Source organism: Solimonas sp. K1W22B-7 (assembly GCF_003428335.1).
GTDB lineage: Bacteria > Pseudomonadota > Gammaproteobacteria > Nevskiales > Nevskiaceae > Solimonas_A.
On record NZ_CP031704.1, the window covers coordinates 2,162,413 to 2,185,329 of the forward strand.

A 22,917-nucleotide genomic window follows, 5' to 3' on the forward strand; every position below is an offset into this window, starting at 1 on the left:
ATGCGCATCGCGCTGGTGGCGGGCGAGCTGTCCGGGGACATCCTCGGCGCCGCCATCGTCAGGTCCCTGAAGCAGCGCTATCCGCAGGCGCAGATCTACGGTGTCACCGGCCCGCGCATGGTCGCGGCCGGCTGCGAAACCATCGCCTCCATCGACGTGCTGTCGGTGATGGGCATCGCCGAGGTGATCCCGGCGCTGCCGCGCCTGTTCCGCCTGCGTGCGGACCTGCTGCGGCGCTTCCTGCAGGACCGCCCCGACGTGGTCATCGGCATCGACGCGCCGGACTTCAACCTGGGCCTGGAGCGGCGCCTGCGCGAGCGCGGCCTCAGGACCGTGCACGTGGTCAGCCCCTCGGTCTGGGCCTGGCGCCAGGGCCGGGTGAAGGGCATCGCCCGCTCGGTCGACCGCATGCTCTGCCTGTTTCCCTTCGAGCCGCAGTTCTACGCCGGCCATGGCGTGCCGGCCGACTACATCGGCCATCCCCTGGCCGACGAGCTGGATGATTCCGTGGCGCCGGCCGAGGCGCGCGCCGGCCTGGGCCTGCCGCCCGATGGGCCGGTCGTGGCGATCCTGCCCGGCAGCCGCGGCGCCGAGCTGAAGTACCTGGGCGAACCCTTTGCCGCCGCCGCGGCCCTGCTGGCCCGGCAGCACCCCGGCATCCGCTTCGTCACCCCGGTGGCCAAGCCCAAGCTGCGGCAGGGGCTGGAGCAGGTGATCCGCAGCCATGCGCCGGACGTTCCCTGGACCCTCGTCGAAGGCCGCTCGCGCGAATGCATGCGCGCCGCAGACGTGGTGCTGCTGGCCTCCGGCACCGCCACCCTGGAGTGCCTGCTGCTGGGGCGCCCGATGGTGGTGGCCTATCGCGCCGCCCCCTTCACGGCCTGGCTGATGCTCAAGGCCGGACTGCTGAAGACCCGCTACGTCAGCCTGCCGAACCTGCTGTCGGCCGAACCCAGCGTGCCCGAGTTGCTGCAGGAGGCCGCGACCCCGGAGCGCCTGGCGGCCGAGGTGTCGCGCCTGCTGGCCGACGGCGAGCCGCGGCGCCACCAGCTGGGCCAGTTCCACGCCGTGCGCACCGAGCTGCGCCGCGATGCCGCCGGCCGCGCCGCCGAGGCCATCGCCGGCCTGCTGAGCGCTTAGAATTCGTCGATGCCGCGCCGGATCGCCATTTCGACCTATACCCAGTCTTTCGTCGCCGGTGTCGACGAAGCCGGGCGCGGTTGCCTGGCCGGCCCGGTGTATGCGGCGGCGGTGATCCTGGACACGGGCCATGGCATCCGCGGCCTGGATGACTCCAAGCAGCTCAGCGCGCTGCAGCGCGAAAGCCTGTTCGACCTGATCCAGCGCCGCGCCGTGGCTTTCGCCATCGCCCGCGCCGAGGTCGAGGAGATCGAACGTCTCAACATCCTGCATGCCTCGATGCTGGCGATGCGGCGCGCGGTGGAGAGGCTCAGCCCGGCGGCGCAGCACTGCCTGATCGATGGGAACCGTTTGCCGCCGATGCTGCCCTGCAGCGCCGAGGCGGTGGTGGAAGGCGATGCCATCCACTCGCCGATCATGGCGGCGTCGATCCTGGCCAAGGTGGCGCGCGACCGCGAGATGCAGCGGCTCGACGCCGAGTTCCCCGGCTACGGCTTTGCGAAGCACAAGGGCTATGGCACACCGGAGCATCTGGCGGCGCTGCGCCGCCAGGGTCCCAGCAGCATGCACCGCATGGGTTTCGCGCCCTGTGCGCAGCCCGACCTGTTCGCGGGGCAGCCGGCATGAGCTTCGTGCACCTGCGCCTGCACACCGAGTTTTCGCTGACCGACGGCGTGGTGCGCGTCGAGCCGCCCAAGCGCAAGGGCGGCGGTGTCGGCGCCACGCTGACCTCGCGCGCCGCGGAACTGAAGTTCCCGGCCATCGCCGTCACGGACATCAGCAACCTGTTCGCGATGGTGAAGTTCTACAAGGCGGCCGAGGGCGTCGGCGTCAAGCCGGTGATCGGCGCCGACATCCGCCTGGAGGAGCGAGCAGCGGGCGAGGCGCCCGAACGCCTCACCCTGCTGGTGCAGAACGACACGGGTTATCGCAACCTCACCAAGCTGATCTCGCTGGCCTATACCGACGGCCAGGCGCGCGGCATGCCGCTGGTCAAGCGCGAATGGCTGGGCCCGCATGCCGAGGGCCTGATCGCGCTGACCGGGCGCGACGGCAGTACCTTCCGCGCTGCCGCCTCCGACCAGGTGGAAGCCGCGAAAAGCGCGCTGTCCGACCTGGTGGCGATCTACCCGCAGCGCTGCTACCTGGAGATCAGCCGCTGCCAGCGGCCCGGCGACGAGGACTGGGTGCAGGCCGCCTGTGCCCTGTCGCGGCACCTGCAGGTGCCGGTGGTGGCGACCAACGACGTGCGCTTCCTGGCGCGCGAGGAATTCAATGCGCACGAGGCACGCGTCTGCATCGCGCAGGGTCGCGTGCTGGGCGACGACAAGCGTCCGCGCGACTACACGCCGGAGCAGTACCTCAAGTCTGCCGAGGAGATGCATGCGCTGTTCGCCGACATCCCGGAGGCGATCGAGAACACGCTGAACATCGCGCGGCGCTGCACGCTGACGCTGAAGTTCGCGCCGCCTTACCACCTGCCGAACTTTCCGGTGCCGGAAGGGCACGACACCAATACCTGGCTGCGGCAGGTTTCGCAGGATGGTCTGAAGCGGCGCTTCACCGAGATCGTCCTGGACAAGCCCGAGGACGAGTACTGGCAGCGGCTCGACTACGAGCTGGGCATCATCGAGAAGATGGGTTTCGCCGGCTACTTCCTGGTGGTGGCCGACTTCATCCAGTGGGCCAAGGCCAACGGCTGCCCGGTGGGGCCGGGACGCGGCTCGGGCGCCGGCTCGCTGGTGGCCTATGCCACGCGCATCACCGACCTGGATCCGCTGCCCTACAACCTGCTGTTCGAACGCTTCCTCAACCCGGAACGCGTGTCCATGCCCGACTTCGACGTCGACTTCTGCATGGACAACCGCGACCGCGTGATCGAGTACGTCACGCACAAGTACGGGCGTCCGCACGTCGGCCAGATCATCACCTACGCCACCATGGCGGCGCGCGGCGTGATCCGCGACGTGGCGCGCGTGCTGGGCCACGGCTACGGTTTCGGCGACCGCATCTCCAAGCTGGTGCCGGGCACGCCGGGCGCCACCCTGGTGGATGCGCTGGATACCGTGCCGGAGCTCAAGGGCCTGTACGACACCGACGAGGAAGTGCGCGCGGTGATGGACCTGGGCCTGGCGCTGGAAGGCACCACGCGCGGCGTCGGCGTGCATGCCGGCGGCGTGGTCATCGCGCCCAAGGCGCTGACCGACTACGCGCCGCTGTTCTGCGAACCGGGCGGCGGCGGCATGCGCACGCAGTTCGACATGAAGGATCTCGAGGTCGTGGGCCTGGTGAAGTTCGACTTCCTCGGCCTGAAGACACTGACCGTGATCCAGGAGGCGGTCGATACGATCGTGCGCCAGCACGGCCGGCAGCTGGACATGCTGGCCCTGCCGCTCGACGACCAGGAAACCTTCCGCAGGATCTACCAGAGCGGCGAGTCCTCGGCGGTGTTCCAGATGGAATCTCCGGGCATGCAGAAAGCCAGCCGCGATCTGAAGCCCGACTGCTTCGAGGACATCATCGCCCTGGTGTCGCTGTACCGCCCGGGCCCGATGGAGAACATCCCGACGTTCTGCGAGAACAAGCGCGACACCAGCAAGATCGAGTATCTGCATCCGGAGATGGAGCTGGTGCTGCAGCCGACCTACGGCATCTTCGTGTACCAGGAACAGGTCATGCAGATGTCGCAGCGCCTGGCCGGCTACACGCTGGGTGGCGCCGACCTGCTGCGGCGCGCGATGGGCAAGAAGATCCGCGCCGAGATGGAGAAGCAGCGCGAGATATTCACCACCGGTGCCACCGGTCGCGGGATCGACGGCGAAGTCGCCAGCAAGGTCTTCGACCTGATGGCGAAGTTCGCCGACTACGGCTTCAACAAGTCGCACGCGGCCGCTTACGCGCTGGTGAGCTATCACACCGCCTGGCTCAAGGCGCATTACCCCGCCGAGTTCATGGCGGCGGTGCTGTCCTGTGAAATGCAGCACACCGACGCCGTCGTGCTGATGCGCGACGAATGCCTGCGCATGCGCCTGGAGATGATCCCGCCCGACATCAACCGCAGCTTCTACCGCTTCACCGTGCCGGGCGACCGGCAGGTGCTCTACGGACTGGGCGCGATCAAGGGCGTGGGCGAGTCGGCGCTGGAGGGCATCATCGCCGAGCGCGAGGCCAAGGGACCCTTCAAGGACCTGTTCGACTTCTGCCGCCGCATCGACCTGAAGAAGGCCAACAAGCGCGTGCTGGAAGCGCTGATCTATTCCGGCGCGCTGGACGGCTTCGGCCTCAACCGGCCGTCGCTGCTGGCGTCGCTGCCCAAGGCCCTGGGCCTGGCGGAAAAGGCGGCGCAGTCGGCCGACAGCGGCCAGGTCGACCTGTTCGGCCTCGGCGGCAGCAGCTCGGCCCCGGCCGAGCGCATCGAGCCGCCCGAGCAGGTGCAGGACTGGCTCAAGCGCGAGAAGCTGGCGCACGAGCGCGACACCCTGGGCTTCTACCTCTCCGGCCACCCGATCGACGCCTACCGCGAGATCGTCGAGCAGGTCTGCACCGAGCGCATGCGTCCGCTGATCGACCAGCACGGCAAGCCGCCGCTGGTCGGCGCCGACGGCAAGGTCCAGTTCCAGCCGCGCCAGAAGGTCATGTTCGCGGCCTGGGTGGTGGACGTGCGCTTCTTCAAGGGCGACAAGTCCGCCGACGGCAAGGGCGGCCGGGCCAGCTACAAGATCACCTTCGACGACCAGACGGCACAACTGTCCACCTGGATCGACGTGGACACCTGGCCGCGCCTGCAGCCGGTGGTGAAGCTCGATGGCCTGGTGTTCGTCATCGCCGAGATCGGTGCCTCTCCTCCACGGGAGGGGCGCGAGTCCGAGCCGCGCATGTATCGTCCCGAGTTCTTCTCGCTGTCGGACATCATGCGCGACTACCCGGTGAGGCTGGCCCTGGAATGGGGCAAGCCGGCCGCCGACGTGCAGGTGATGCACAAGGCCCTCAAACCGTATATGAAAGGCACTGTCGGAATGGTCGTGCACTACCGCAACGGCCGGCAGACCTGTGTCCTGGACCCGGCGCCCGACTGGAAACTGCGCCTGGACGAGCCCTGCCTGACCGCAATCCAGCAGATTGCCGGCCCGGACTGCGTTAAAGTGACGTACAAGCGATATGTGCCCCCCGCGACCGAGCGCCGCTTTGACCGCGCTTTCTCCGGCGGGGGTGGCGGAGACGACGAATAGACGCTCATGAACCTGAACTACCTCGATTTCGAACAACCCATCGCGGAACTGCAGCAGAAGATCGAAGAGCTGCGCTTCGCCACCTCCGGCAGCGGCGTGAACCTCACCGAGGAGATCGCGCGGCTGGACGTCAAGAGCCGTGAGCTCACCGAGCAGATCTTCGCCAACCTGACGCCCTGGCAGGTGGCGCAGCTGGCGCGCCACCCGCAGCGCCCCTATGCGCTGGACTACATCAAGTCCATCTTCACCGAGTGGGAAGAGCTGCACGGTGACCGCCACTACGCCGACGATCCGAGCATCGTCAGCGGCGTCGCCCGCCTGGAAGGCCGTGCGGTCTGCGTCATCGGCCAGCAGAAGGGCCGCGACGCCAAGGAGCGTGTCTACCGCAACTTCGGCATGCCCAAGCCCGAGGGCTACCGCAAGGCCCTGCGCATCATGAAGCTGGCCGAGAAGTTCAACCTGCCGGTGCTGACCTTCATCGACACCCCCGGCGCCTACCCGGGCATCGGTGCCGAGGAACGCAACCAGTCCGAAGCCATTGCCCGCAACCTGTTCGAACTGTCGCGCCTGCGCACCCCGGTGCTGGCCACCGTGACGGGCGAGGGCGGTTCCGGCGGCGCGCTGGCGATCGGCGTGGCCGACCACGTGATGATGCTCCAGTACAGCATCTACTCGGTGATTTCGCCCGAGGGCTGCGCCTCCATCCTGTTCAAGGATGCCGGCCGCGCCCCGGAGGCCGCCGAGGCCATGCGCATCACCTCGCGCGACCTGTTCCAGCACAAGCTGGTGGACGAGATCGTCAGCGAACCGCTGGGCGGTGCCCACCGCGATCCGGCGGCGATGATGAACACGCTCAAGCAGAAGCTCATCGCCAACCTCGAGCGCCTGCGCCACACGCCGCTGCCGCAGCTGCTGTCCAACCGCTACCAGCGCCTGATGTCCTACGGCGCGCACGACACCATCAACTGACCGGGGCATGAGCGCCGCGCTGCAGCTGCCTCCCTTGCCGCAGCTGCCGAAGGCGGCGCGGGTCTGGGTGGCCTTCAGCGGCGGCTGCGACTCCACCGTCCTGCTGCAGCTGCTGTCCCAGGCCGGCCTGGGGCGGCGCCTGCGTGCGGTACACGTCCACCACGGCCTGCAGGCCGCCGCCGCCGACTGGCCGGCACATTGCCGCCGCGTCTGTCGCCGGCTCGGCGTGCCCCTGAGCCTGGAATCCGTCACCGTGGACCGCCGCCACCCCGGCGGCACCGAGGCGGCGGCGCGCGAGGCGCGCTACCAGGCCCTTGGGGCCCTGATGGCTCCGGGCGACTGCCTGGTGACCGCCCACCACCGCGACGACCAGGCCGAAACCCTGCTGCTGCGCCTGTTGCGCGGCACCGGCGTGGCCGGCATGGCGGGCATGCAGCCGCTGACTGCCTTCGGCCCTGGCTGGCTGTGGCGTCCCCTGCTGGACCTGCCGCGCCACGCCCTGCGCGAACACGCCCACCGGCAGGGGCTGGAATGGGTGGAAGACCCCCACAACCGCGACCCGGCCTACGCCCGTTCCTGGCTGCGCCGGGAGGTCATGCCGCGGCTGCAGCAGCGCTGGCCCCAGGCCGCCGAGAGCCTGGCGCGCTACTCGCGCCATGCCGCCGAGGCCAAGGGCCTGCTGGCCGAGCTGGCGCAGATCGACCTGCAGATCGCCGATGTGGCCGGCGGGCTGTCGATCCGGGTGCTGCGCGAGCTGTCGGCCGCCCGGCGCAACAACCTGTTGCGCCACTGGCTGGAGCGGGCGGGGCGCTTGCCGCCGCCGGCTGCCCTGCTGGAGCGCCTGGAGCGGGAACTGCTGGCGGCCCGCCCGGATGCCACGCCCCGGCTGCCCCATGACGGCGCCGAACTGCGGCGCTACCGCGACGTCCTCTACCTGCTGCCGGCCCTGCCGCCCGCGCCCAAAGGCGTGGATCTGGCCTGGCCGCCGCGCCGCCGCGAGCTGGCACTGCCCGCCGGCTGCGGCCGGCTGCAGCTGCCGCGCGCGCCCACCAGGCCGTTGATCGTGCGATTTAGCGCCGGTGGCGAGGAATTGCGCCCCGTTGGCAGCAAACACCGGCGCAGCCTCAAAAACCTGTTCCAGGAAGCCGGGATTCCGGTCTGGATCCGGCAGCGTACGCCCCTGGTTTACGCGGGCAAGGAACTGCTCGCGGTGGCCGGCTTCTGGCGCGCCGAAAAATCACCGGAATTCACCTGGCAGCACGAACTTCCCGGTGTTCCCGCAGAACTTTGTCAGCCGAAACATTGAGAGGGGGAGGGGCAGCCTGTAAAATCCCTCAAACTCCCTGCCTGATGATCCCCATGCCCGACGCGCCGCAGCAGACGCGATTCATTTTTGTTACCGGAGGCGTGGTGTCCTCGCTTGGCAAAGGCATCGCCGCCGCCAGCCTCGGTGCGATCCTCGAATCGCGTGGACTCAAGGTCCACATGATCAAGCTCGACCCCTACATCAACGTCGATGCGGGCACCATGAGCCCGTTCCAGCACGGCGAGGTCTTCGTCACCGAAGACGGCGCCGAGACCGACCTCGACCTGGGGCACTACGAGCGCTTCCTGCGCGGCAAGACCACGCGCTACTCCAACCTGACCACCGGCCAGGTCTACCGCAACGTGCTCGAGAAAGAGCGCCGCGGCGACTACCTGGGCAAGACGGTGCAGGTGATCCCGCACATCACCGACGAAATCCAGCAGGGCATCCGCAAGGGCGCGGCCGGCTGCGATATCTGCATCGTCGAGATCGGCGGCACGGTGGGCGACATCGAGTCGCTGCCCTTCATCGAGGCGATCCGCCAGATGGGGCATGAACTGGGCCGCAAGAACGCCCTGTACATGCACCTGACGCTGGTGCCCTACGTCAAGGCCTCCGGCGAGCTCAAGACCAAGCCGACGCAGCATTCGGTGAAGGAACTGCGCGGCATCGGTATCCAGCCTGACGTGCTGCTGTGCCGTTCCGAGCGTCCGCTGCCGGACACCGAGCGCCGCAAGATCGCGCTGTTCACCAACGTGCCCTACCAGGCCGTCATCGCCGCGATCGATCTCGACGACATCTACAAGATCCCGGCCTGGCTCAACCAGCAGGGCCTGGACCAGCTGGTGGTGGAGCACTTCGGCCTGGAACTGCGCAAGCCCGACCTCTCGGCCTGGGACTGGCTGGTGGAAGCACGCGGCAAGACCGATCTCGACGTGCAGGTCGCCATGGTCGGCAAGTACGTCGACCTGGCCGACGCCTACAAGTCGCTGAACGAAGCGCTGGCCCATGCCGGCCTGCACACTGCGACGCGCGTCAAGATCCGCTACATCGAGTCCGAGGCGATCGAGACCCAGGGCGTGCGCATCCTGCAGGGCATGGACGCAGTCCTGGTGCCGGGCGGCTTCGGCGAGCGTGGCGTGGAAGGCAAGATCGCCGCCGCGCGCTACGCCCGCGAGAACAACATTCCGTACCTGGGCATCTGCCTGGGCATGCAGGTGGCGGTGATCGAGTTCGCGCGCAACGTCTGCAACCTCGGCAGCGCGCATTCCACCGAGTTCAACCCGCATACCCCGCACCCGGTGATCGGCCTGATCACCGAGTGGCGCGATGCCACCGGCTCGGTGCACCAGCGCAGCAGCCAGACCGGCAAGGGCGGCACCATGCGCCTGGGCGTGCAGTCCTGCCGCCTCAAGGCCGGTTCCAGGTCGCGCGCGCTGTACAACGCCGAGATCATCTCGGAGCGCCACCGCCACCGCTACGAGTTCAACAACAACTACAAGCAGGTCCTGTCCGAGAACGGCCTGGAGCTGGTGGCCGAGTCGGCCGAGAACGAGCTGGTCGAGATGGTCGAGCTGCCCAGCCACCCGTTCTTCGTGGCCTGCCAGTTCCACCCGGAATTCACCTCCACGCCGCGCGATGGCCACCCGCTGTTCGAAGGGTTCATCCGCGCCGCGCGCGAACATCACCTGGCGAATCAGTCGAGCCAGTCCGCTGTCAGTCCTGCCAAGGTAGCGTAAGAACCCTATGAAACTCTGCGGACGCGAGATTGGCCTTGAACAGCCGCTGTTCCTGATTGCCGGCCCGGACACCCTGGAATCGCAGGACCTGGCGCTGGAAGTCGCCGGCCACATCAAGCCGATCGCAGACAAGCTCGGCATCCTGTACATCTTCAAGGGCAGCTTCGACAAGGCCAACCGCAGCTCGCACAAGAGCTACCGCGGCCCGGGCCTCGAAGGCGGCCTGAAGATCATGGAAGAGGTCAAGAAGCAGATCGGCGTGCCGGTGCTGACCGACGTGCACGAGGACACGCCGCTGGGCGAGGTCGCCTCGGTGATCGACGTGATCCAGACCCCGGCCTTCCTCTGCCGCCAGACCAACTTCATGCAGAGCGTCGCCAGGACCGGCCGGCCGATCAACGTGAAGAAGGGCCAGTTCATGTCGCCCTGGGAGATGGGCAACGTCATCGAGAAGATGACCGCCGTCGCCCCGCACCAGTTCATGCTCTGCGAGCGCGGCTTCAGCTTCGGCTACAACAACCTGGTCGCCGACATGCGCGGCCTGGCCATCATGCGCAAGTACGCGCCCGTGGTGTTCGACGGCACGCACACCGTGCAGCTGCCGGGCGGGCAGGGCAACGCTTCCGGCGGCATGCGCGAAATGATCCCCGTGCTGGCCCGCGCCGCCATCGGCGCCGGCGTTTCCGGCCTGTTCCTGGAAACCCACCCCGACCCCGACTCCGCCCTCTGCGACGGCCCCAACTCGCTGCCGCTGAATCTCATCGGCAACCTGCTGGAGACGCTGGTGGAACTGGACCGGCTGGTGAAGAAGAGCGGGCTGCTCGAGAAACAGCTCGGCGCTTAAGAGGCTTTCAAGAGGCCACGAAACCCTTCTTCCTTCGGGAGAGGGGTTTTTGCTTATTGGGGCGCGCAATGTTGTCCCCAGTCCGGCGAAACGCAAGGTTGTAGATGCGCTGCTGCGCTGTAGCACGGTCCGAAAAGGTAAACGGAAGTGACACCCAGGGATGTTGGTTACTTGCTGGAAACGCTTTGCGTAGATCTAGGCTATTGCTTGCCTCCGGAGATTCAGAATCGGCTGTGCAGCGATCCACCCGGCAGCGTCGCCGAGTTCGTTGATGCCGTACTTTTGGCGGAAGGCTTTACTCCTGCGCTGGTCGCCCGTGAACAGAGGCAAGCTTTGACACTGCGAGTCGAGAAGGTATTTCGCCGCTTTGGCCGTGTCTGACCGGAAATGTTTCCTGGCCGGGTAGGAAGCCGCGGGGTTGCGGCCCGCATCGCTCGCGCCGTCCCGACCTGCGGGCTGCGCTTACCATTTCCCGGTCTGGTCCATCCCCTCGCCTCGATGACCTGACGGTATCGTCATGTTGCGGAATGGTTCTGGGACACGGCAGCATCGGTGCTGCGAGCCGGGCGAGTATCGCGGCCGCAGGGCGGGTTTCTCCAGCAAAACCGGACTGCGCGTTGCCGTGGCCGAGTCTGCGGTGACGGTGTTTGCCCCGGGCTCATGAACGCATTGACAACAACCATCCAAGCAGAGGGAGCCGACACTCATGTATCTGGCGAATAGCGCGTCGCATCGGATGAAGCCCAGGGGGTTCTCCATGCTTCGCTGCATGGTCATGCTCGAGTTGTTCTGGCTCATGCTGCTGGCAGGCTGCGCCACGCCGGCTTCACGGGTGGGGGAGCGTCCGATGAGTGCGGACGAAGGAATCGTACGAGTCTCGCTTGCAGCGAATACGGGGCAGGTCGCGTCATGGAGCAGCATCGAGGTGACGCAAGTCGATGATAGCGGGGCGGCGGTTTCTTCCGGTCGAAAGTTTGCCCTGGTTCGCGTAGGTGGGCCCTACACCCGCGGGGCGGTCATGGGGGCGGTCCGGCTGTCTGGAATCCTTCCGGAAGGTGGCTACAAGGTCAGCAGGCTGGTGGATGATCGCACCAGCCAGTTCGTGGACCTGAAGGGTGGCGCCGATCGCCTTGGAACGTTCCGGGTCAGGGCCGGGCAGACCAGCGATCTGGGCACGCTCCTGGTCGTCATCCAGTTCAAGGCGGTGGCGATTGCGCGAATCGACGAAGCCACTACCGGCAATCCGGCCCAGGTCGCGGCGGCAGGGACTGCAAGTGGGGCGTGGGATCGCCCGGACCCCAAGAGCGCGGACATCCTGGCCTACGCGCTTCAGCATGCGGCCGGTATTTTCGATGTCTGCGAATTGCAGAACGGCCAGGTGGTGGCCGCGAGCCGGATGGGCACCGTGCTGGTCAGGGAGAGTGCGCGTACATGGAAACGCAAGCGTGTCGCCGGGATCGAAGATGTCTATGCGATCGCGACGTATCCGGGCGCAGTCGATGCTGCGAAATTCGTCGTCGGTGGTGAATCAAACCTGCTGGCCATCGTCGGCAACAATGAAGTCCGTCGGATAAACGCACCCCTGCCGGCAGGCAGCATCGTATCCCTGCATCACAATCCTGCGGGTAGTGCGTGGGTGTTGCTGCTGCAGGACGAGGAACTGATGCTCCGTGCCTACAGTGCACCAGGACTGGAATCCGGGGTCTGGAAGGAGTTGTACTCGGTCAAGCTGGAGTCTCCCTATCCCAAGGTACAAAGGCCGCGGCTGAGTGTGGTAAAGCATCCGGGCTCGATCACCATCGGCATCGAGGACCTGAAGCAGGATGTCGTGGTCAACATCAATTTCGAGACAGGCGCTGTCCGGCCGATAGCGGTCGACCGGATTGCCGGAGTCCTTGCGCCCACTGCCGGCGGAATCCTGAGCGCGGGGGTGAGAGGCTGGAATTTCAAGCAGATCTATTCGTTCGACGAGGGATTGAACTGGATGTCTCTGCCCGAGAACATGACCAGCTACCTGCCGACGGTCTTTCCATCGAAATCGGTCGAGATTTTCCGGGATGCCCAATCGGCGGTGAACTACGTTTCCGGTGACGCGCCGGTAGGCAAGATCAAGATCTCCCTGGATGGAGGCGCTACCTGGACAGAGTCTTCGCGGGTGCCGCAGGGCAAATGGTATGTGGTTCCGGGCGGCACCATTTTCGTATCGCCCAGCGATGCCATGCTCACCAGCATTTCCGAGTCCAGCAACAACGGCCTTTCCTGGACGGAGGCCATCGTCCCATAGCATCGTAGAGCGGGTGGTGACCCGTCTGTCACGAAAGGCGGATGTCCTTCCTTCCGGCTACCCTCGGACTTGAAATGCATGAGGAAATCATGAAAGGCCGACGATTCTTCAATTGGCTGTGGCGTGCCAACGCGCTCATCATCTTCGTCGCCGGCCTTCTGGCCGTGAGCGTGCTTCTGTTCGCCCTGTACATGCTGGTAGCGGACCTGACGGGTACCCGGCACGCGTCCAACGTCATGGCCGTTGCCGGACAGGAGATCGACAACACGAAGGCGTCGCTCTCGGAGTTCTCGCGCATCGACGGCACTCCACTGCTGCGCGCCACCCTGTACGTCGAGCAGGAGTTCGCCTATGGGTCGGGATCGAAAGAAACCCAGGCGGTCCAGAACGAACTCTACTTCGACATGGAAACCAGCAAGTCCTATTGGCTGATTCCCGGGTACAAGGGCCTCATCGTGGACCGGTACCGGATGCCTGACGATGAGTACAGGGACAATCCCAGGCCTGCGCGGGCGTCCGCCTATGCACTGGTGGAGAAGGACAGCAATGGCGATGGGAAACTGACCGGCAGCGACCTGAAGGAAATCGCCGTATCGGGGCCGGCCGGCAAGCCGCTGCATCGCACGGGAACCCTCGTCGAGAGCATCGACGGTACGCAGGTTGATGACAAGGGAGCCGTGGCGCTCATTTTCTATACTGCCGACGGAAAATTCCGTTTTCAGAAGATCGACCTGGATACCGGCAAGGTGTCCCTGGACTCCGCGCTCTAGCGGAAACTGAGGCAATCAGATGTCCTCGATCACAGCATGTGCGGTTCCGGCCGGAACACTTCTGGATGCCCACCGGCTAGGCGGCAGCTATACGGACTGCTTCGTGACGGAGATCGCCCAGGCCGTGTCGCATGCGCAGTACGTGGAAGCCTTCTACACCACGGCCCTGTTCAAGACCGAGCGGCTCATCCTGTCCCTGGTGCTGCTGAAGCCCTCGACGGATCGTCAGGCCCGGGAACTGGCCCTGGGGCAGCGCGATTCCTTCGCTGCCTGGCAGGTCGAGAAGCGGGACGAAGATCAGCTGATCCTGGCCGCCGGACGTACGAGGTCATGGCTCATGGTGGCGCCTGCACCCACTCCGGGAGTGATGGCCACGCGCCTGTACTTCGGATCCGCCATCGTTCCCGCCAGGGGTGCAAGGGCGGGCAGCAATCCCTTGGGTTCCGGATTCAGCGCCTTGCTGGGCTTTCACCAGCTCTACTCGCGGGGGCTGCTGCACGCGGCCAGGACGAGACTGGAGAGAGGGCGCTGATGGCTTGTGCGATCGCTGGGGCCGCAGGTCCATCATGAGCGCGCAAGGAGAGTCGATCCTGGCAGTGCTTCGCGCCCGGGCAAGCACCCGCGATGGCTGCCTGGTCATCTGGGGCAGCCTGGTGCAGGTTCCAGCCGCGCTGTTCTTCCTGTGGAAGGCCTGGCTGCTGTTTCCCAACTCCGATGAACTGCTCGCGAGTGGGCTCATGCATCTGGCTGCGCCCGTGGCCCTGGTCGGCAGCTGGTTCAGCTATGGCAGGCAATTGGGCTTCCGGCCCACTGCGGTGCTGACCGCCCTGCTGGCACTGCTGGCGGCGATGCCGTTCCTGTTTTCCCTGCTGCTCGTGCCCTGAGTATCCGCCGGGGGAAAACCCCCGGAAACCCATGCGTGGCGGGCCTCGCGGGGCTCCACTACAATGCCGGCCAAAATCCGCACACCTGAACAGCCGAGCCTCCATGTCCCACATCGTCCAAGTCACTGCCCTTGAAATCATCGACTCCCGCGGCAACCCCACCGTGGAGGCCGAGGTCGTGCTGGACTCCGGCGCCCGTGGCCGTGCCGCGTCGCCGTCCGGTGCCTCCACCGGCAGCCGCGAGGCCGTGGAACTGCGCGATGGCGCGCCCAAGAAGGGCAAGGCCCGCTACCTGGGCAAGGGCGTGCAGAAGGCCGTGAAGAACGTGGAAGGCGAGATCGCCGCCGCCGTGCTGGGCCTGGACGCCCAGGACCAGGGCCTGGTCGACCGCACCATGATCGAGCTGGACGGCACCGACAACAAGGCCCGCCTGGGCGCCAACGCGATCCTGGCCGTGTCCCTGGCCACCGCCAAGGCCGCCGCCGCCGAGAACTACCTGCCGCTGTACCGCCACCTGGGCGGCATCTCCAGCGTGACCCTGCCGGTGCCGATGATGAACGTCATCAACGGCGGCGCCCACGCCGACAACAATGTCGACATCCAGGAGTTCATGATCCTGCCGGTCGGCGCCAAGAGCTTCTCCGAGGCCATGCAGTGGGGCGCCGAGGTGTTCCACACCCTCAAGGGCGTGCTCAAGGCCCGCAAGCTGAACACCGCGGTGGGTGACGAGGGTGGCTTCGCGCCGGACCTGCCGTCCAACGTGGCGGCGCTGGACGTGCTGCTGCAGGCCATCGAGAAGGCCGGCTACAAGCCGGGCAAGGACATCTACCTGGGCCTGGACGTGGCTTCCACCGAGTTCTACGCCAAGGGCAAGTACACCCTGCACGGCGAGGGCAAGTCCTACACCTCAGAGCAGTTCGCCGACTTCCTGGCCGGCATCTGCGCCAAGTACCCGGTCATCTCGGTCGAGGACGGCTGCGCCGAGGGTGACTGGAAGGGCTGGAAGTATCTCACCGAGAAGCTCGGCAACAAGGTGCAGCTGGTGGGCGACGACCTGTTCGTGACCAACACCAAGATCCTGGCCGAGGGCATCATCCGCGGCACGGCCAACTCCATCCTGATCAAGCCCAACCAGATCGGCACCCTGACCGAAACCCTGGAGGCCATCCAGATGGCCACCGACGCCGGCTATTCCAGCGTCGTGTCGCACCGCTCGGGCGAGACCGAGGACGCCACCATCGCCGACATCGCCGTGGGCACCACCGCCACCCAGATCAAGACCGGCTCGCTGTGCCGCTCGGACCGCATGGCCAAGTACAACCAGCTGCTGCGCATCGAGCGCGAGTTGGGCAAGCGCGCCCGCTACCCGGGTGCTGGCGCTTTCCCCGTGGTGCTGTAAGCTTGACAACATGAGCAACCGCGTCGCCATTGCAGTTCTCGCCCTGATGTTGACGGGGCTGCAGTGGCGGCTGTGGGTTGCCGACGGGGGGGTAGCCCATACCCACCGGCTCAAGGCGCAGGTCCAGGCCCAGCAGGAAGAGAACGCCAAGCTGATGGCCCGCAACGCCGCCCGCGATGCCGAAGTGCGCGACCTGGGCAGCGGCACCGCCGCCATCGAGGCCCGCGCCCGCACCACCCTGGGCATGATCAAGGCGAACGAGACCTTCTATCTCGTGGTGGCGCAGTAGCTCCGCGCGCAGGCCTTAGCCCGCTGTGAATTCCAAGGCGCGTTACTGGGCCGTGCTCCCCGCCGCCGGCGGTGGCACGCGCATGGGCCTGGCCCGTCCCAAGCAGTACCTTCCCCTGCGCGGCCGCTCGCTGATCGAGTGGAGCCTGGCGCCGTTCCTGGAATCCGAATGGATCGACGGGGTGGTGGTGGTCCTGGCCCGCAACGACGCCGAGTTTTCCCGCCTGCCGATCGCACGGCACCCCAAGATCGTCACCACCATCGGCGGGGCCGCCCGCGCGGAATCGGTCCTGGCCGGCCTCGAGGCCGTGGCCCAGCGCACCAGTGCCTTCGGCGAGGTCTATGCCCTGGTGCATGACGCCGCGCGGCCCTGCGTCGCCTGGAACGACATCGAAAAGCTCTGCGACGAGGCGGCCGACGAGCATGGCGGCCTGCTGGCCCTGCCGGTCAGCGACACCCTGAAGAAAGCCAGGAAGGGCAAGGTCGCCGGCACGGTGGACCGCGAGTTCGTCTGGCGCGCGCAGACGCCGCAACTGTTCCGCGTGGACCTGCTGGTGCAGGCCCTGCGGGAGTGCGACGAGCGCGGTCTGGCGGTCACCGACGAGGCCGGCGCCATGGAACGGGCCGGCTACAAGCCGCGCCTGGTGCGCGGCAGCGAGAGCAACATCAAGGTGACCTATCCCGAAGACCTGCGCCTGGCTGAGTTCTGGCTGGCGCAACAGGAGAGCAGTCCTTGAATTTCCGTATCGGCCACGGTTTCGACGCCCATCGCATCGAGGCGGGCGAGGGTGTCCACCTCGGCGGCGTCTTCATCCCCTGCGCCTGGCGCATCATCGCCCACTCCGACGGTGACGCCATGATCCACGCCCTCTGCGACGCCCTGCTGGGCGCCATCGGCGGCGGCGACATCGGCAAGCTGTTTCCCGACACCGATGCGCAGTTCCAGGGCATCGACAGCCGCCGCCTGCTGGCCGAGGTCATGCGCCGCGTGCGCGAGGCCGGCTACGGCGTGGTCAACGCCGACCTGACGCTGATCGCCCAGGTGCCGCGGGTCTCACCGCATACCCAGGCGATGCGCGAGGTGCTGGCCGCGGACCTCGGCGTGGACCTGGCCTGCGTCAACGTCAAGGCCACCACCAACGAGGGCATGGGGCACATCGGCCGGAAGGAAGGCATCGCCGCGCACGCCGTGGTGCTGCTGTCGGCCGGCGGCTAGGCAGGCACTGAAGGAAACACGGCGCGCTGCCGGGCTCTCCCATGGATATCTGGCAGGAACTCGGCTGCGAGCCGACCCGCGATCCCCGCGAGATCAAGCGCGCCTACGCGGCACTGCTGCGCCAGGTGCGCCCGGAGGACGATCCGGAACGCTTCCAGCGGCTGCGCAGCGCCTACGAACTGGCGATCGAATGGACCCGGGACGAGGAGCCGCCGCTCCCGCCGCTGCAAGCCCCCCGCTTACCGCAGGTCGAGCCGGATACGGGCGTGCCGCCGGGTTTGGCAAAGGAGCTCTGTGAGGGCCTGCTGGCCCAGCCGCGCGAGCGACGCGTCGGCTGGCTTGGCCAGCAACTGCACCGCGAGGACCGTGTCGCGCTGGAGTTCCAGGGAGATCTGCAGCGGGAGATGCTGGGCCTGCTGCTCAAGGAGTTCGATCGCTACCACGGCCTTGCCGCGACCTGCGAGACCTACTTCAACTGGTCCGAGCCCTGGCGCGACCTGGGCGATGCCGAGGCATGGCTGACGGAGCTGAGGTCGCGCGTCTGGGCTCGTGCATGGCGCGAGAAGCTCGCGGCGAAACGGGAGCGCGAGTCGCGGCGGCAGAGCCGGGCGCTGGATCTGCTCGGCGCTCCGGTCGACGAGAGGCGGTTCCGCAGGTTCGCGTGGTGGGAGAACAACCGCGAGGCGATGAGCCAGCTGCTCCATACCCTGGAGTCCCTCAAGTCCCAGGTCCTGCGCTTCGAGACGCGCCCCGAAGCGGTGAGCTGGTGGATGCGCTACCTGCTGGAGCGCCCGCTGAGCGTCGAGTCCCTCATCAAGCTGATCGGACTGTGCCTGGGCCTTGCGCCGCTGTTCACGCTCGCAATCCAGCAATGGGCCCGCGAGTCGGCGGGTCCCAGGATTCTGCATCACCCCTTGCCGGCCGCTGTGCTGGCCCTGCTGCTGGCTGCGCTGCCGCTGCTGGTCGCACAGGGCAGCGCGATATGGCGACGCCAGTCGCTGCGGCCCGGAAGCCTGGCGACCAGGCTGCAGTCCTGGCAACAGGAGCCGGGGCCGCGAAACCTGTGGTCGATTGCCATGGTGTCGCTCTCCACGCTGACCGTGGGCGCAGGGTTCAGCCCCTGGCTGGGGCTCTTCGCCGTTCCGGCTTTCCTGCTGCTGAGTCCGCGCATGCCGCGGGACCCCCTGGCCTGGATGTCGCTGGTTTTCCTGGTGATGGGGATGATGGGCCTGAAGTCGCAACTGCAGTAGGCCGGTATCCGCATGCCGGGTGCTGGCGGCGTCCTCCGCTCGCCAGGGCCTGTTAACACTACAGCAGTCACAGCGACTGCCGTAGTGTTAACAGGCCCTGGCGCTACGGTGTCGGGCCGGCAGGTTCGGCCGGCGGTGTCGGCGCTGGCGTGCTGCTGCTGGGCTCTTCAATCAGCGACTGCTCGACGGCCTGCACCGCGGCAACCGCCTCTGCGTCCTGTGTCGCGGCTGCAGCCGGGGCGGGTTCGGTTGGCGGCATCTCTACTGCGACAGGCGCAGGGACGGGTGCAGGCTCGACCACCGGCGGCGCAGGGGCGGGCGGCGGTGCGACCGCGACTACCGGCTTGGCGACCGGCGCCGGCGGATGGCTGCCGGACATCAGCTTCGCCGGCTTGCCGACGCGCAGCAACTCCGAGTAGTTCACGTTGTGCTGCGGGTCGTAGCAGACGCGGATGCGAACCTTGTCGTTGCCCACCGAGGCCTCGACCGGGTTGGTCACCATTTCACTGATGCCCAGCGTGCCGATCGCCAGCAGCGAGTACCCCGCTGCGCGCAGGTACTTGAGGCCGCCGGAGCCTTCCTCGAAGGAGAAGATGTCGCAGTTGCCCGCTGCGGCCGATGCCATGGGTTGCCCCAGTTCGGCGCGGACCAGGTCGCGATCCGTCCCGACCTCCAGGACGTCGTAGTCCTTTTCGGCCGGCTTGTTCAATGCGCGTCCCGCGGCGCAACCGGCAAGACTCAAGACACAAGCTGACAGCACCAGCGCCCTGAACAGGCGCCGGCCGATATTTTTGCTATCCATGGAATGTTCCCCCGAACATTGATGCGAGCAGGATACCCGATGGGAAACGGGAGACACTGCGGGCTCGGTGCGCAGGAGGGGGATTGACGCGGCCACGCTGCGTTGGGGTCTGCCACCCATTCCCCGATCGCTGCGACCGGGGAATGGGTGGCAGACCCTAAGTCCGGACGTTCCGGTAATCTGCAGGTGAAGCAAAAACGGAGCGCCGCTTGCAGCCTGATCCGCACGCACAGGAAGGAGTCTGGACCCGCCATTCGGGCCAGTGGCAGCGCATCGGTTCGCCGCTGAAGCCACTGCCCGAGGATGCACGGCGCGCCCTGTCGCTGGTGCAGCCGGCGCTGGCGGAGGCGGGCTTGCCATCGAAGGTGCTGGTGCTGGGCGTTACCCAGGAACTGGTGCAGCTGCCCTGGCCGGCCGGGGGCCGCCTGCTGGCGGTGGATCACAGCGGCCCGATGATCGCCTCGCTGTGGCGCCCCAGTACGGCAGTGTCTTCGGAAGTCCTGCGGGCGCGCTGGCAGGAGCTGCCGCTGCCAGATGCTTCGGTCACCGCGATCGTCGGCGACGGCTCCCTCAACGCCCTGCCGTCCCTGGCCGGGATACCGGCGGTGCTGTCCGAGGCGCGGCGCGTGCTGCGTCCGGCGGGCCTGATGGCGCTGCGCTGCTTCATCCGGCCCGACCGGCAGGAGAGCCTGGAGGCGGTGCGCGACGCGGCCCTGCAGGGGCAGGTGGGCAGCTTCCACGCGCTGAAATGGCGGGTGGCGATGGCCTTGCCCGCCGATGCCGGTTTCAGCGTTGCGGTGACCGATATCCTCGCAAGCTTCGAGCAACTGTTTCCGGATCGCGACGAGCTGGCGCGCCGCGCGGGCTGGCCGCGCGAGAGCACCGACACCATCGAGGCCTACCGCGGTACCGATACCCGTTACTGCTTCCCGACACTCGCCGCGCTGGCCGAGGTTGCCGCGCCGCATTTCAGCATCGTCGAACAGCGTTGCGGCGAGTACGAACTGGCCGAGCGCTGTCCCACGCTCTGCTTCCGGCCGCTGCCAGAGTCCGCATGAGCCTGCGCCTGGCCGACGCGCCCTGCGCGATGCCGGGCTACGCCTATGGATTGCGGCATCCCGGCCTGCTGGTCAGCGTCTCGATGCCTGCCGGGGAGTCGCTGCAGGCGCTGCGCTCCCTGCCGGCCTGGCTGGTCCAGATCCTGGGTCTGCCGGTCGAACAAGCCGGCGGCTTGCTCGAAGAAAACCTGGAGGCAGGGGACATCCTGCTGCAGGGCATGCTGGCACTGCAGCGTGCTGCGGGCCTGCCGCTGCAGGAACCGGGGCGGGTGGTCGCTGCCCGTGTGGGCCACTGGCTGGCGGTGCTGCCGCTGCTGCAGCGGGGCGAGGCCGCCGCGGCGGCGGCTTTCGGCTGGCTGCTGCGGGCCTGCAACGCAACGCTGGCCGGCGAGGACCTTCAGCCGCTGCAGGCGGAACTGCCGGGCGTGCTGGGCGCCCTGGCCGCGTTGTTGTCGTCCGGCTCCAATGCCGCGCATTTCATGCGCACGGCCCAGGCGCTGGGCATTCCCTGTCGCCAGCGTGCGGGTGGCGTGATCCAGTTCGGCGAAGGCGCGCGTGCGCGCTGGCTGGTCAGCTCCTTCACCGACCAGACCTCGCATATCGCCGCGCGGCTGGCGCGGCACAAGGCGCAGGCTTCGGCGATGCTGGCCGAGGCCGGCATCCCGGTGCCGCGCCAGGTCACAGTGGCCACGGCGGAGGCGGCTGTGCAGGCTGCCGCGGCTTTGGGCTACCCGGTGGTGATCAAGCCCGAGGACACCGAGGGCGGCATCGCCGTCGCTCCCGGCCTGGGCACGCCGGAGGAGGTGCGTGCCGCCTTCGAGACGGCCTCGCGCTACAGCCGCAGCATCCTGCTGGAAAGCCATGTCGAAGGCCGCGACTATCGCCTCAACGTGTTCCAGGGTGAGCTGGTCTGGGCCATCGAGCGTCAGCCCGCCAGCGTCACCGGCGACGGCCGCGCACCGGTGCGGGAGCTGCTGCAGCGGCTCAATGCCGATCCGCGGCGTGGAGCGGGCAAGGGAGCCAGGCTGCGTCGCGTGGAACTGGACGAGGAGGCCTTGTCCTTGCTGCGCAAGGCCGGCCTGGGGCCCGACGACGTGCCGGCCGAAGGGCGCGTCCTGCGCCTGCGGCGGGTCGCCAACATCGGTGCGGGCGCGGTCCCCGTGCCGGTGTTCGACCAGGTGCATCCGGACAACGCCCGGCTGGCGATACGCGCCGCCGAGGCCCTGGGGCTGGACCTGGCCGGCGTCGACCTGCTGATCCCCGACATCGCGCGCTCCTGGCACGAGGGCGGTGCCGCGGTCTGCGAGGTCAATGGCCAGCCGACCCTGGGGCAGATCACCAGCGCCCATCTCTATCCGCTGATCCTCGGTCGCCTGGTGCGGGGCAATGGCCGCATCCCGACCGCGCTGGTGATCGGCGCCGGTGAGGGCAGCGGCCTGCTGGCCGGTATCGCGGCGCGGCTGGGTGCTGCGGGGTTGCGCGTCGGTTGCGTGGGCCGGCAGGGCGTCACGGCAGCTGGGGAGCGCATCGCCGCCGGGCCCGTCGGCAGCTTCGCCGGCGGCCGCATGCTGGTGGCCCACCGCGGCGTCGATGCCGCCCTGGTCGCGGTGGACGATGCCGGCCTGCTCGACACGGGGCTGCCGTTTGCGCGCTACGACCTGCTGGTGCTGGCGGGCGCGGAGATCGCCGCTGCCGAAGGCCAGGCGGCTACCCCGGAAACCCTGCTGCGCGAAGTGCTCAGGCTGGTTCACCCGGCCTGCGACGGCGAGGTGCTGGCCCTCGCAGGCGCCGCACAGGGTTTGCCGCCACCTGCCAGCGCCAGCTCACCCTGGCTGGCCGAGGTGCCAGATGAAAGCGAGCTGGCGGCGCGGGCCGCCGCAGCCCTGCTGGCGGCGGATCATAGGCCTTCGGCCAGGTAAGCCCCGCTCCCGCTGTGGATCGGAACCCTCAACCGCCCGTCAGTAGGCTTCTGACCTGTGCCTGCGTGAAGGCCGTCGTCGAGAGGAGCAGCTCATCGATACGTCCGGGGAACGAGGGAGTCGTTTCGGGGATGCCGCCCAGGAAAAGGTCGTTGTGCACCGTCTGGACAGGTGCTGAGAGGCTCACACGGCTGTTCTCTTCGCCATTGAGGTAGATCACCGCAGTGCTGCCGTCATAGACCAGGGCGATGTGGGTCCACTGCTGGTCGGAGAGCAGCGAGGCGCTGCGGATGAGGGAGAAGGGCGCGCCGTTGTTGGGGGGATAGAGCAGCAGCTCCAGGCGATTCTCGCGCAGACGCAACTTGAAGCTCTGTACGCCGAAATCGTTGCCGCCGAGGATCGGGTAGATCGTTTCGGTGGAAGCGGAGACTGGCCGTACCCACATCGCCATGGTGATCTGGTTGTTCGGAAAATCGATGTAGAGGCTGCCATTCCCGTTGACATCGCCATGACAGCAGATATCGAACAGCACGTGGGCCGACGGCTGGGCGGTGAAGTCCACGCCCCGGCCAAAGCGGCCTTCGGTTCGCTGGACGCCGACCAGCGTTCCATGGAAGGCGTTGAAGCGGCTATTGGTGGCCGTGCTGCCGCTCTCTTCATCGAACTTATAGAAGGCGGTTGACCCGAATTCGCCGTCGTTGTCGCCACCGCCACCTCCGCTGCCGCAGGCGGTGATGCCACAGGCCAGAAGGCCCAGCAGTGCGAATCGGAAGGGCCTGAAGGCGCTGGCGGCGAAAGATGAGTTCATGGAGTGCGTGGT

Annotated in this window: 20 protein-coding genes; 18 read left to right on the forward strand and 2 right to left on the reverse strand. The window is 67.5% G+C overall.

Annotation, left to right across the window (positions count from 1 at the left end):
- The 16 genes from lpxB to D0B54_RS10005 all read left to right on the forward strand — a co-directional run bounded on the left by lpxB (position 1) and on the right by D0B54_RS10005 (position 18,318).
- Positions 1 to 1,140 (forward strand): lipid-A-disaccharide synthase, encoded by a 1,140-nt coding sequence (lpxB, locus tag D0B54_RS09930; protein WP_117291176.1) that lies wholly within the window; start codon positions 1 to 3, stop codon positions 1,138 to 1,140.
- A 9-nt stretch (positions 1,141 to 1,149) separates the two neighbouring features.
- On the forward strand, positions 1,150 to 1,767 hold the full coding sequence (locus tag D0B54_RS09935) for a ribonuclease HII (RefSeq protein WP_117291177.1): 618 nt from the start codon (positions 1,150 to 1,152) through the stop codon (positions 1,765 to 1,767).
- Positions 1,764 to 5,369 (forward strand): DNA polymerase III subunit alpha, encoded by a 3,606-nt coding sequence (gene dnaE, locus D0B54_RS09940; protein WP_117291178.1) that lies wholly within the window; start codon positions 1,764 to 1,766, stop codon positions 5,367 to 5,369. Before D0B54_RS09935 ends, dnaE begins: the two co-directional genes overlap by 4 nt.
- 6 nt (positions 5,370 to 5,375) lie before the next feature.
- The gene (locus D0B54_RS09945) at positions 5,376 to 6,338 is read left to right on the forward strand and encodes an acetyl-CoA carboxylase carboxyltransferase subunit alpha (RefSeq protein WP_117291179.1); all 963 of its coding nucleotides are present in this window, start codon (positions 5,376 to 5,378) and stop codon (positions 6,336 to 6,338) included.
- 7 nt (positions 6,339 to 6,345) lie between these two features.
- Positions 6,346 to 7,644, forward strand: coding sequence for a tRNA lysidine(34) synthetase TilS (gene tilS / locus D0B54_RS09950; protein ID WP_117291180.1), 1,299 nt, complete (start codon positions 6,346 to 6,348; stop codon positions 7,642 to 7,644).
- Between the two features lie 53 nt (positions 7,645 to 7,697).
- Complete coding sequence (locus D0B54_RS09955) at positions 7,698 to 9,383, forward strand: CTP synthase (protein WP_117295151.1); 1,686 nt, start codon at positions 7,698 to 7,700, stop codon at positions 9,381 to 9,383.
- Positions 9,384 to 9,390: 7 nt separating this feature from the next.
- Positions 9,391 to 10,227 carry a 3-deoxy-8-phosphooctulonate synthase gene (gene kdsA, locus D0B54_RS09960; protein WP_117291181.1) on the forward strand — a complete coding sequence of 279 codons (837 nt, stop codon included), beginning with the start codon at positions 9,391 to 9,393 and terminating at the stop codon, positions 10,225 to 10,227.
- Between the two features lie 757 nt (positions 10,228 to 10,984).
- Complete coding sequence (locus D0B54_RS09965) at positions 10,985 to 12,511, forward strand: hypothetical protein (protein WP_162932328.1); 1,527 nt, start codon at positions 10,985 to 10,987, stop codon at positions 12,509 to 12,511.
- Between the two features lie 41 nt (positions 12,512 to 12,552).
- Positions 12,553 to 13,281: a hypothetical protein gene (locus D0B54_RS09970; protein WP_162932329.1), complete on the forward strand. Its 729-nt coding sequence runs from the start codon at positions 12,553 to 12,555 to the stop codon at positions 13,279 to 13,281.
- 103 nt (positions 13,282 to 13,384) lie between these two features.
- Entirely contained in the window at positions 13,385 to 13,813 is a 429-nt protein-coding gene (locus tag D0B54_RS09975) for a hypothetical protein (RefSeq protein WP_205527315.1), read from the forward strand.
- 34 nt (positions 13,814 to 13,847) lie between these two features.
- Complete coding sequence (locus D0B54_RS09980; protein WP_162932330.1) at positions 13,848 to 14,165, forward strand: hypothetical protein; 318 nt, start codon at positions 13,848 to 13,850, stop codon at positions 14,163 to 14,165.
- 103 nt (positions 14,166 to 14,268) lie between these two features.
- Positions 14,269 to 15,564, forward strand: coding sequence for a phosphopyruvate hydratase (gene eno / locus D0B54_RS09985; RefSeq protein ID WP_117291186.1), 1,296 nt, complete (start codon positions 14,269 to 14,271; stop codon positions 15,562 to 15,564).
- A gap of 10 nt (positions 15,565 to 15,574) precedes the next feature.
- Entirely contained in the window at positions 15,575 to 15,853 is a 279-nt protein-coding gene (locus D0B54_RS09990) for a septum formation initiator family protein (RefSeq protein ID WP_117291187.1), read from the forward strand.
- A gap of 52 nt (positions 15,854 to 15,905) precedes the next feature.
- Positions 15,906 to 16,589, forward strand: a complete 684-nt coding sequence (gene ispD / locus D0B54_RS09995) for a 2-C-methyl-D-erythritol 4-phosphate cytidylyltransferase (RefSeq protein ID WP_240433585.1) — start codon at positions 15,906 to 15,908, stop codon at positions 16,587 to 16,589.
- The gene (ispF, locus tag D0B54_RS10000; RefSeq protein ID WP_117291189.1) at positions 16,586 to 17,068 is read left to right on the forward strand and encodes a 2-C-methyl-D-erythritol 2,4-cyclodiphosphate synthase; all 483 of its coding nucleotides are present in this window, start codon (positions 16,586 to 16,588) and stop codon (positions 17,066 to 17,068) included. Before ispD ends, ispF begins: the two co-directional genes overlap by 4 nt.
- A 41-nt stretch (positions 17,069 to 17,109) precedes the next feature.
- The gene (locus D0B54_RS10005) at positions 17,110 to 18,318 is read left to right on the forward strand and encodes a J domain-containing protein (protein ID WP_117291190.1); all 1,209 of its coding nucleotides are present in this window, start codon (positions 17,110 to 17,112) and stop codon (positions 18,316 to 18,318) included.
- Positions 18,319 to 18,421: 103 nt separating this feature from the next.
- Here the strand turns inward: D0B54_RS10005 and D0B54_RS24605 are convergent, their stop codons facing one another.
- The gene (locus D0B54_RS24605) at positions 18,422 to 19,120 is read right to left on the reverse strand and encodes a hypothetical protein (protein ID WP_205527316.1); all 699 of its coding nucleotides are present in this window, start codon (positions 19,118 to 19,120) and stop codon (positions 18,422 to 18,424) included.
- A 209-nt stretch (positions 19,121 to 19,329) separates the two neighbouring features.
- Here D0B54_RS24605 and D0B54_RS10015 point away from each other — a divergent pair, with 209 nt between their 5' ends.
- Positions 19,330 to 20,178, forward strand: coding sequence for a methyltransferase domain-containing protein (locus tag D0B54_RS10015; RefSeq protein WP_117291192.1), 849 nt, complete (start codon positions 19,330 to 19,332; stop codon positions 20,176 to 20,178).
- Positions 20,175 to 22,097, forward strand: a complete 1,923-nt coding sequence (locus D0B54_RS10020) for an acetate--CoA ligase family protein (protein WP_162932331.1) — start codon at positions 20,175 to 20,177, stop codon at positions 22,095 to 22,097. The genes D0B54_RS10015 and D0B54_RS10020 overlap by 4 nt, the downstream gene beginning before the upstream one ends.
- A gap of 28 nt (positions 22,098 to 22,125) precedes the next feature.
- On the opposite strand, the gene D0B54_RS10025 is transcribed toward D0B54_RS10020, so the two are convergent.
- Positions 22,126 to 22,905, reverse strand: coding sequence for a LamG domain-containing protein (locus D0B54_RS10025; RefSeq protein ID WP_117291194.1), 780 nt, complete (start codon positions 22,903 to 22,905; stop codon positions 22,126 to 22,128).
- Between the last annotated feature and the right edge of the window lie 12 nt (positions 22,906 to 22,917).

Excerpts from the sequence above, each read along its gene's own strand:
- eno (WP_117291186.1), top strand. The coding sequence starts at position 14,269 with ATGTCCCACATCGTCCAAGTCACTGCCCTTGAAATCATCGACTCCCGC.
- D0B54_RS10020 (WP_162932331.1), top strand. The coding sequence starts at position 20,175 with ATGAGCCTGCGCCTGGCCGACGCGCCCTGCGCGATGCCGGGCTACGCC.
- D0B54_RS10005 (WP_117291190.1), top strand. The coding sequence starts at position 17,110 with ATGGATATCTGGCAGGAACTCGGCTGCGAGCCGACCCGCGATCCCCGC.
- D0B54_RS09980 (WP_162932330.1), top strand. The coding sequence starts at position 13,848 with ATGAGCGCGCAAGGAGAGTCGATCCTGGCAGTGCTTCGCGCCCGGGCA.
- D0B54_RS09935 (WP_117291177.1), top strand. The coding sequence starts at position 1,150 with ATGCCGCGCCGGATCGCCATTTCGACCTATACCCAGTCTTTCGTCGCC.
- D0B54_RS09970 (WP_162932329.1), top strand. The coding sequence starts at position 12,553 with ATGTCCTTCCTTCCGGCTACCCTCGGACTTGAAATGCATGAGGAAATC.
- dnaE (WP_117291178.1), top strand. The coding sequence starts at position 1,764 with ATGAGCTTCGTGCACCTGCGCCTGCACACCGAGTTTTCGCTGACCGAC.
- D0B54_RS09955 (WP_117295151.1), top strand. The coding sequence starts at position 7,698 with ATGCCCGACGCGCCGCAGCAGACGCGATTCATTTTTGTTACCGGAGGC.
- D0B54_RS09990 (WP_117291187.1), top strand. The coding sequence starts at position 15,575 with ATGAGCAACCGCGTCGCCATTGCAGTTCTCGCCCTGATGTTGACGGGG.
- lpxB (WP_117291176.1), top strand. The coding sequence starts at position 1 with ATGCGCATCGCGCTGGTGGCGGGCGAGCTGTCCGGGGACATCCTCGGC.
- D0B54_RS09945 (WP_117291179.1), top strand. The coding sequence starts at position 5,376 with ATGAACCTGAACTACCTCGATTTCGAACAACCCATCGCGGAACTGCAG.
- D0B54_RS09965 (WP_162932328.1), top strand. The coding sequence starts at position 10,985 with ATGCTTCGCTGCATGGTCATGCTCGAGTTGTTCTGGCTCATGCTGCTG.
- D0B54_RS10025 (WP_117291194.1), bottom strand. The coding sequence starts at position 22,905 with ATGAACTCATCTTTCGCCGCCAGCGCCTTCAGGCCCTTCCGATTCGCA.
- D0B54_RS24605 (WP_205527316.1), bottom strand. The coding sequence starts at position 19,120 with ATGGATAGCAAAAATATCGGCCGGCGCCTGTTCAGGGCGCTGGTGCTG.
- tilS (WP_117291180.1), top strand. The coding sequence starts at position 6,346 with ATGAGCGCCGCGCTGCAGCTGCCTCCCTTGCCGCAGCTGCCGAAGGCG.
- kdsA (WP_117291181.1), top strand. The coding sequence starts at position 9,391 with ATGAAACTCTGCGGACGCGAGATTGGCCTTGAACAGCCGCTGTTCCTG.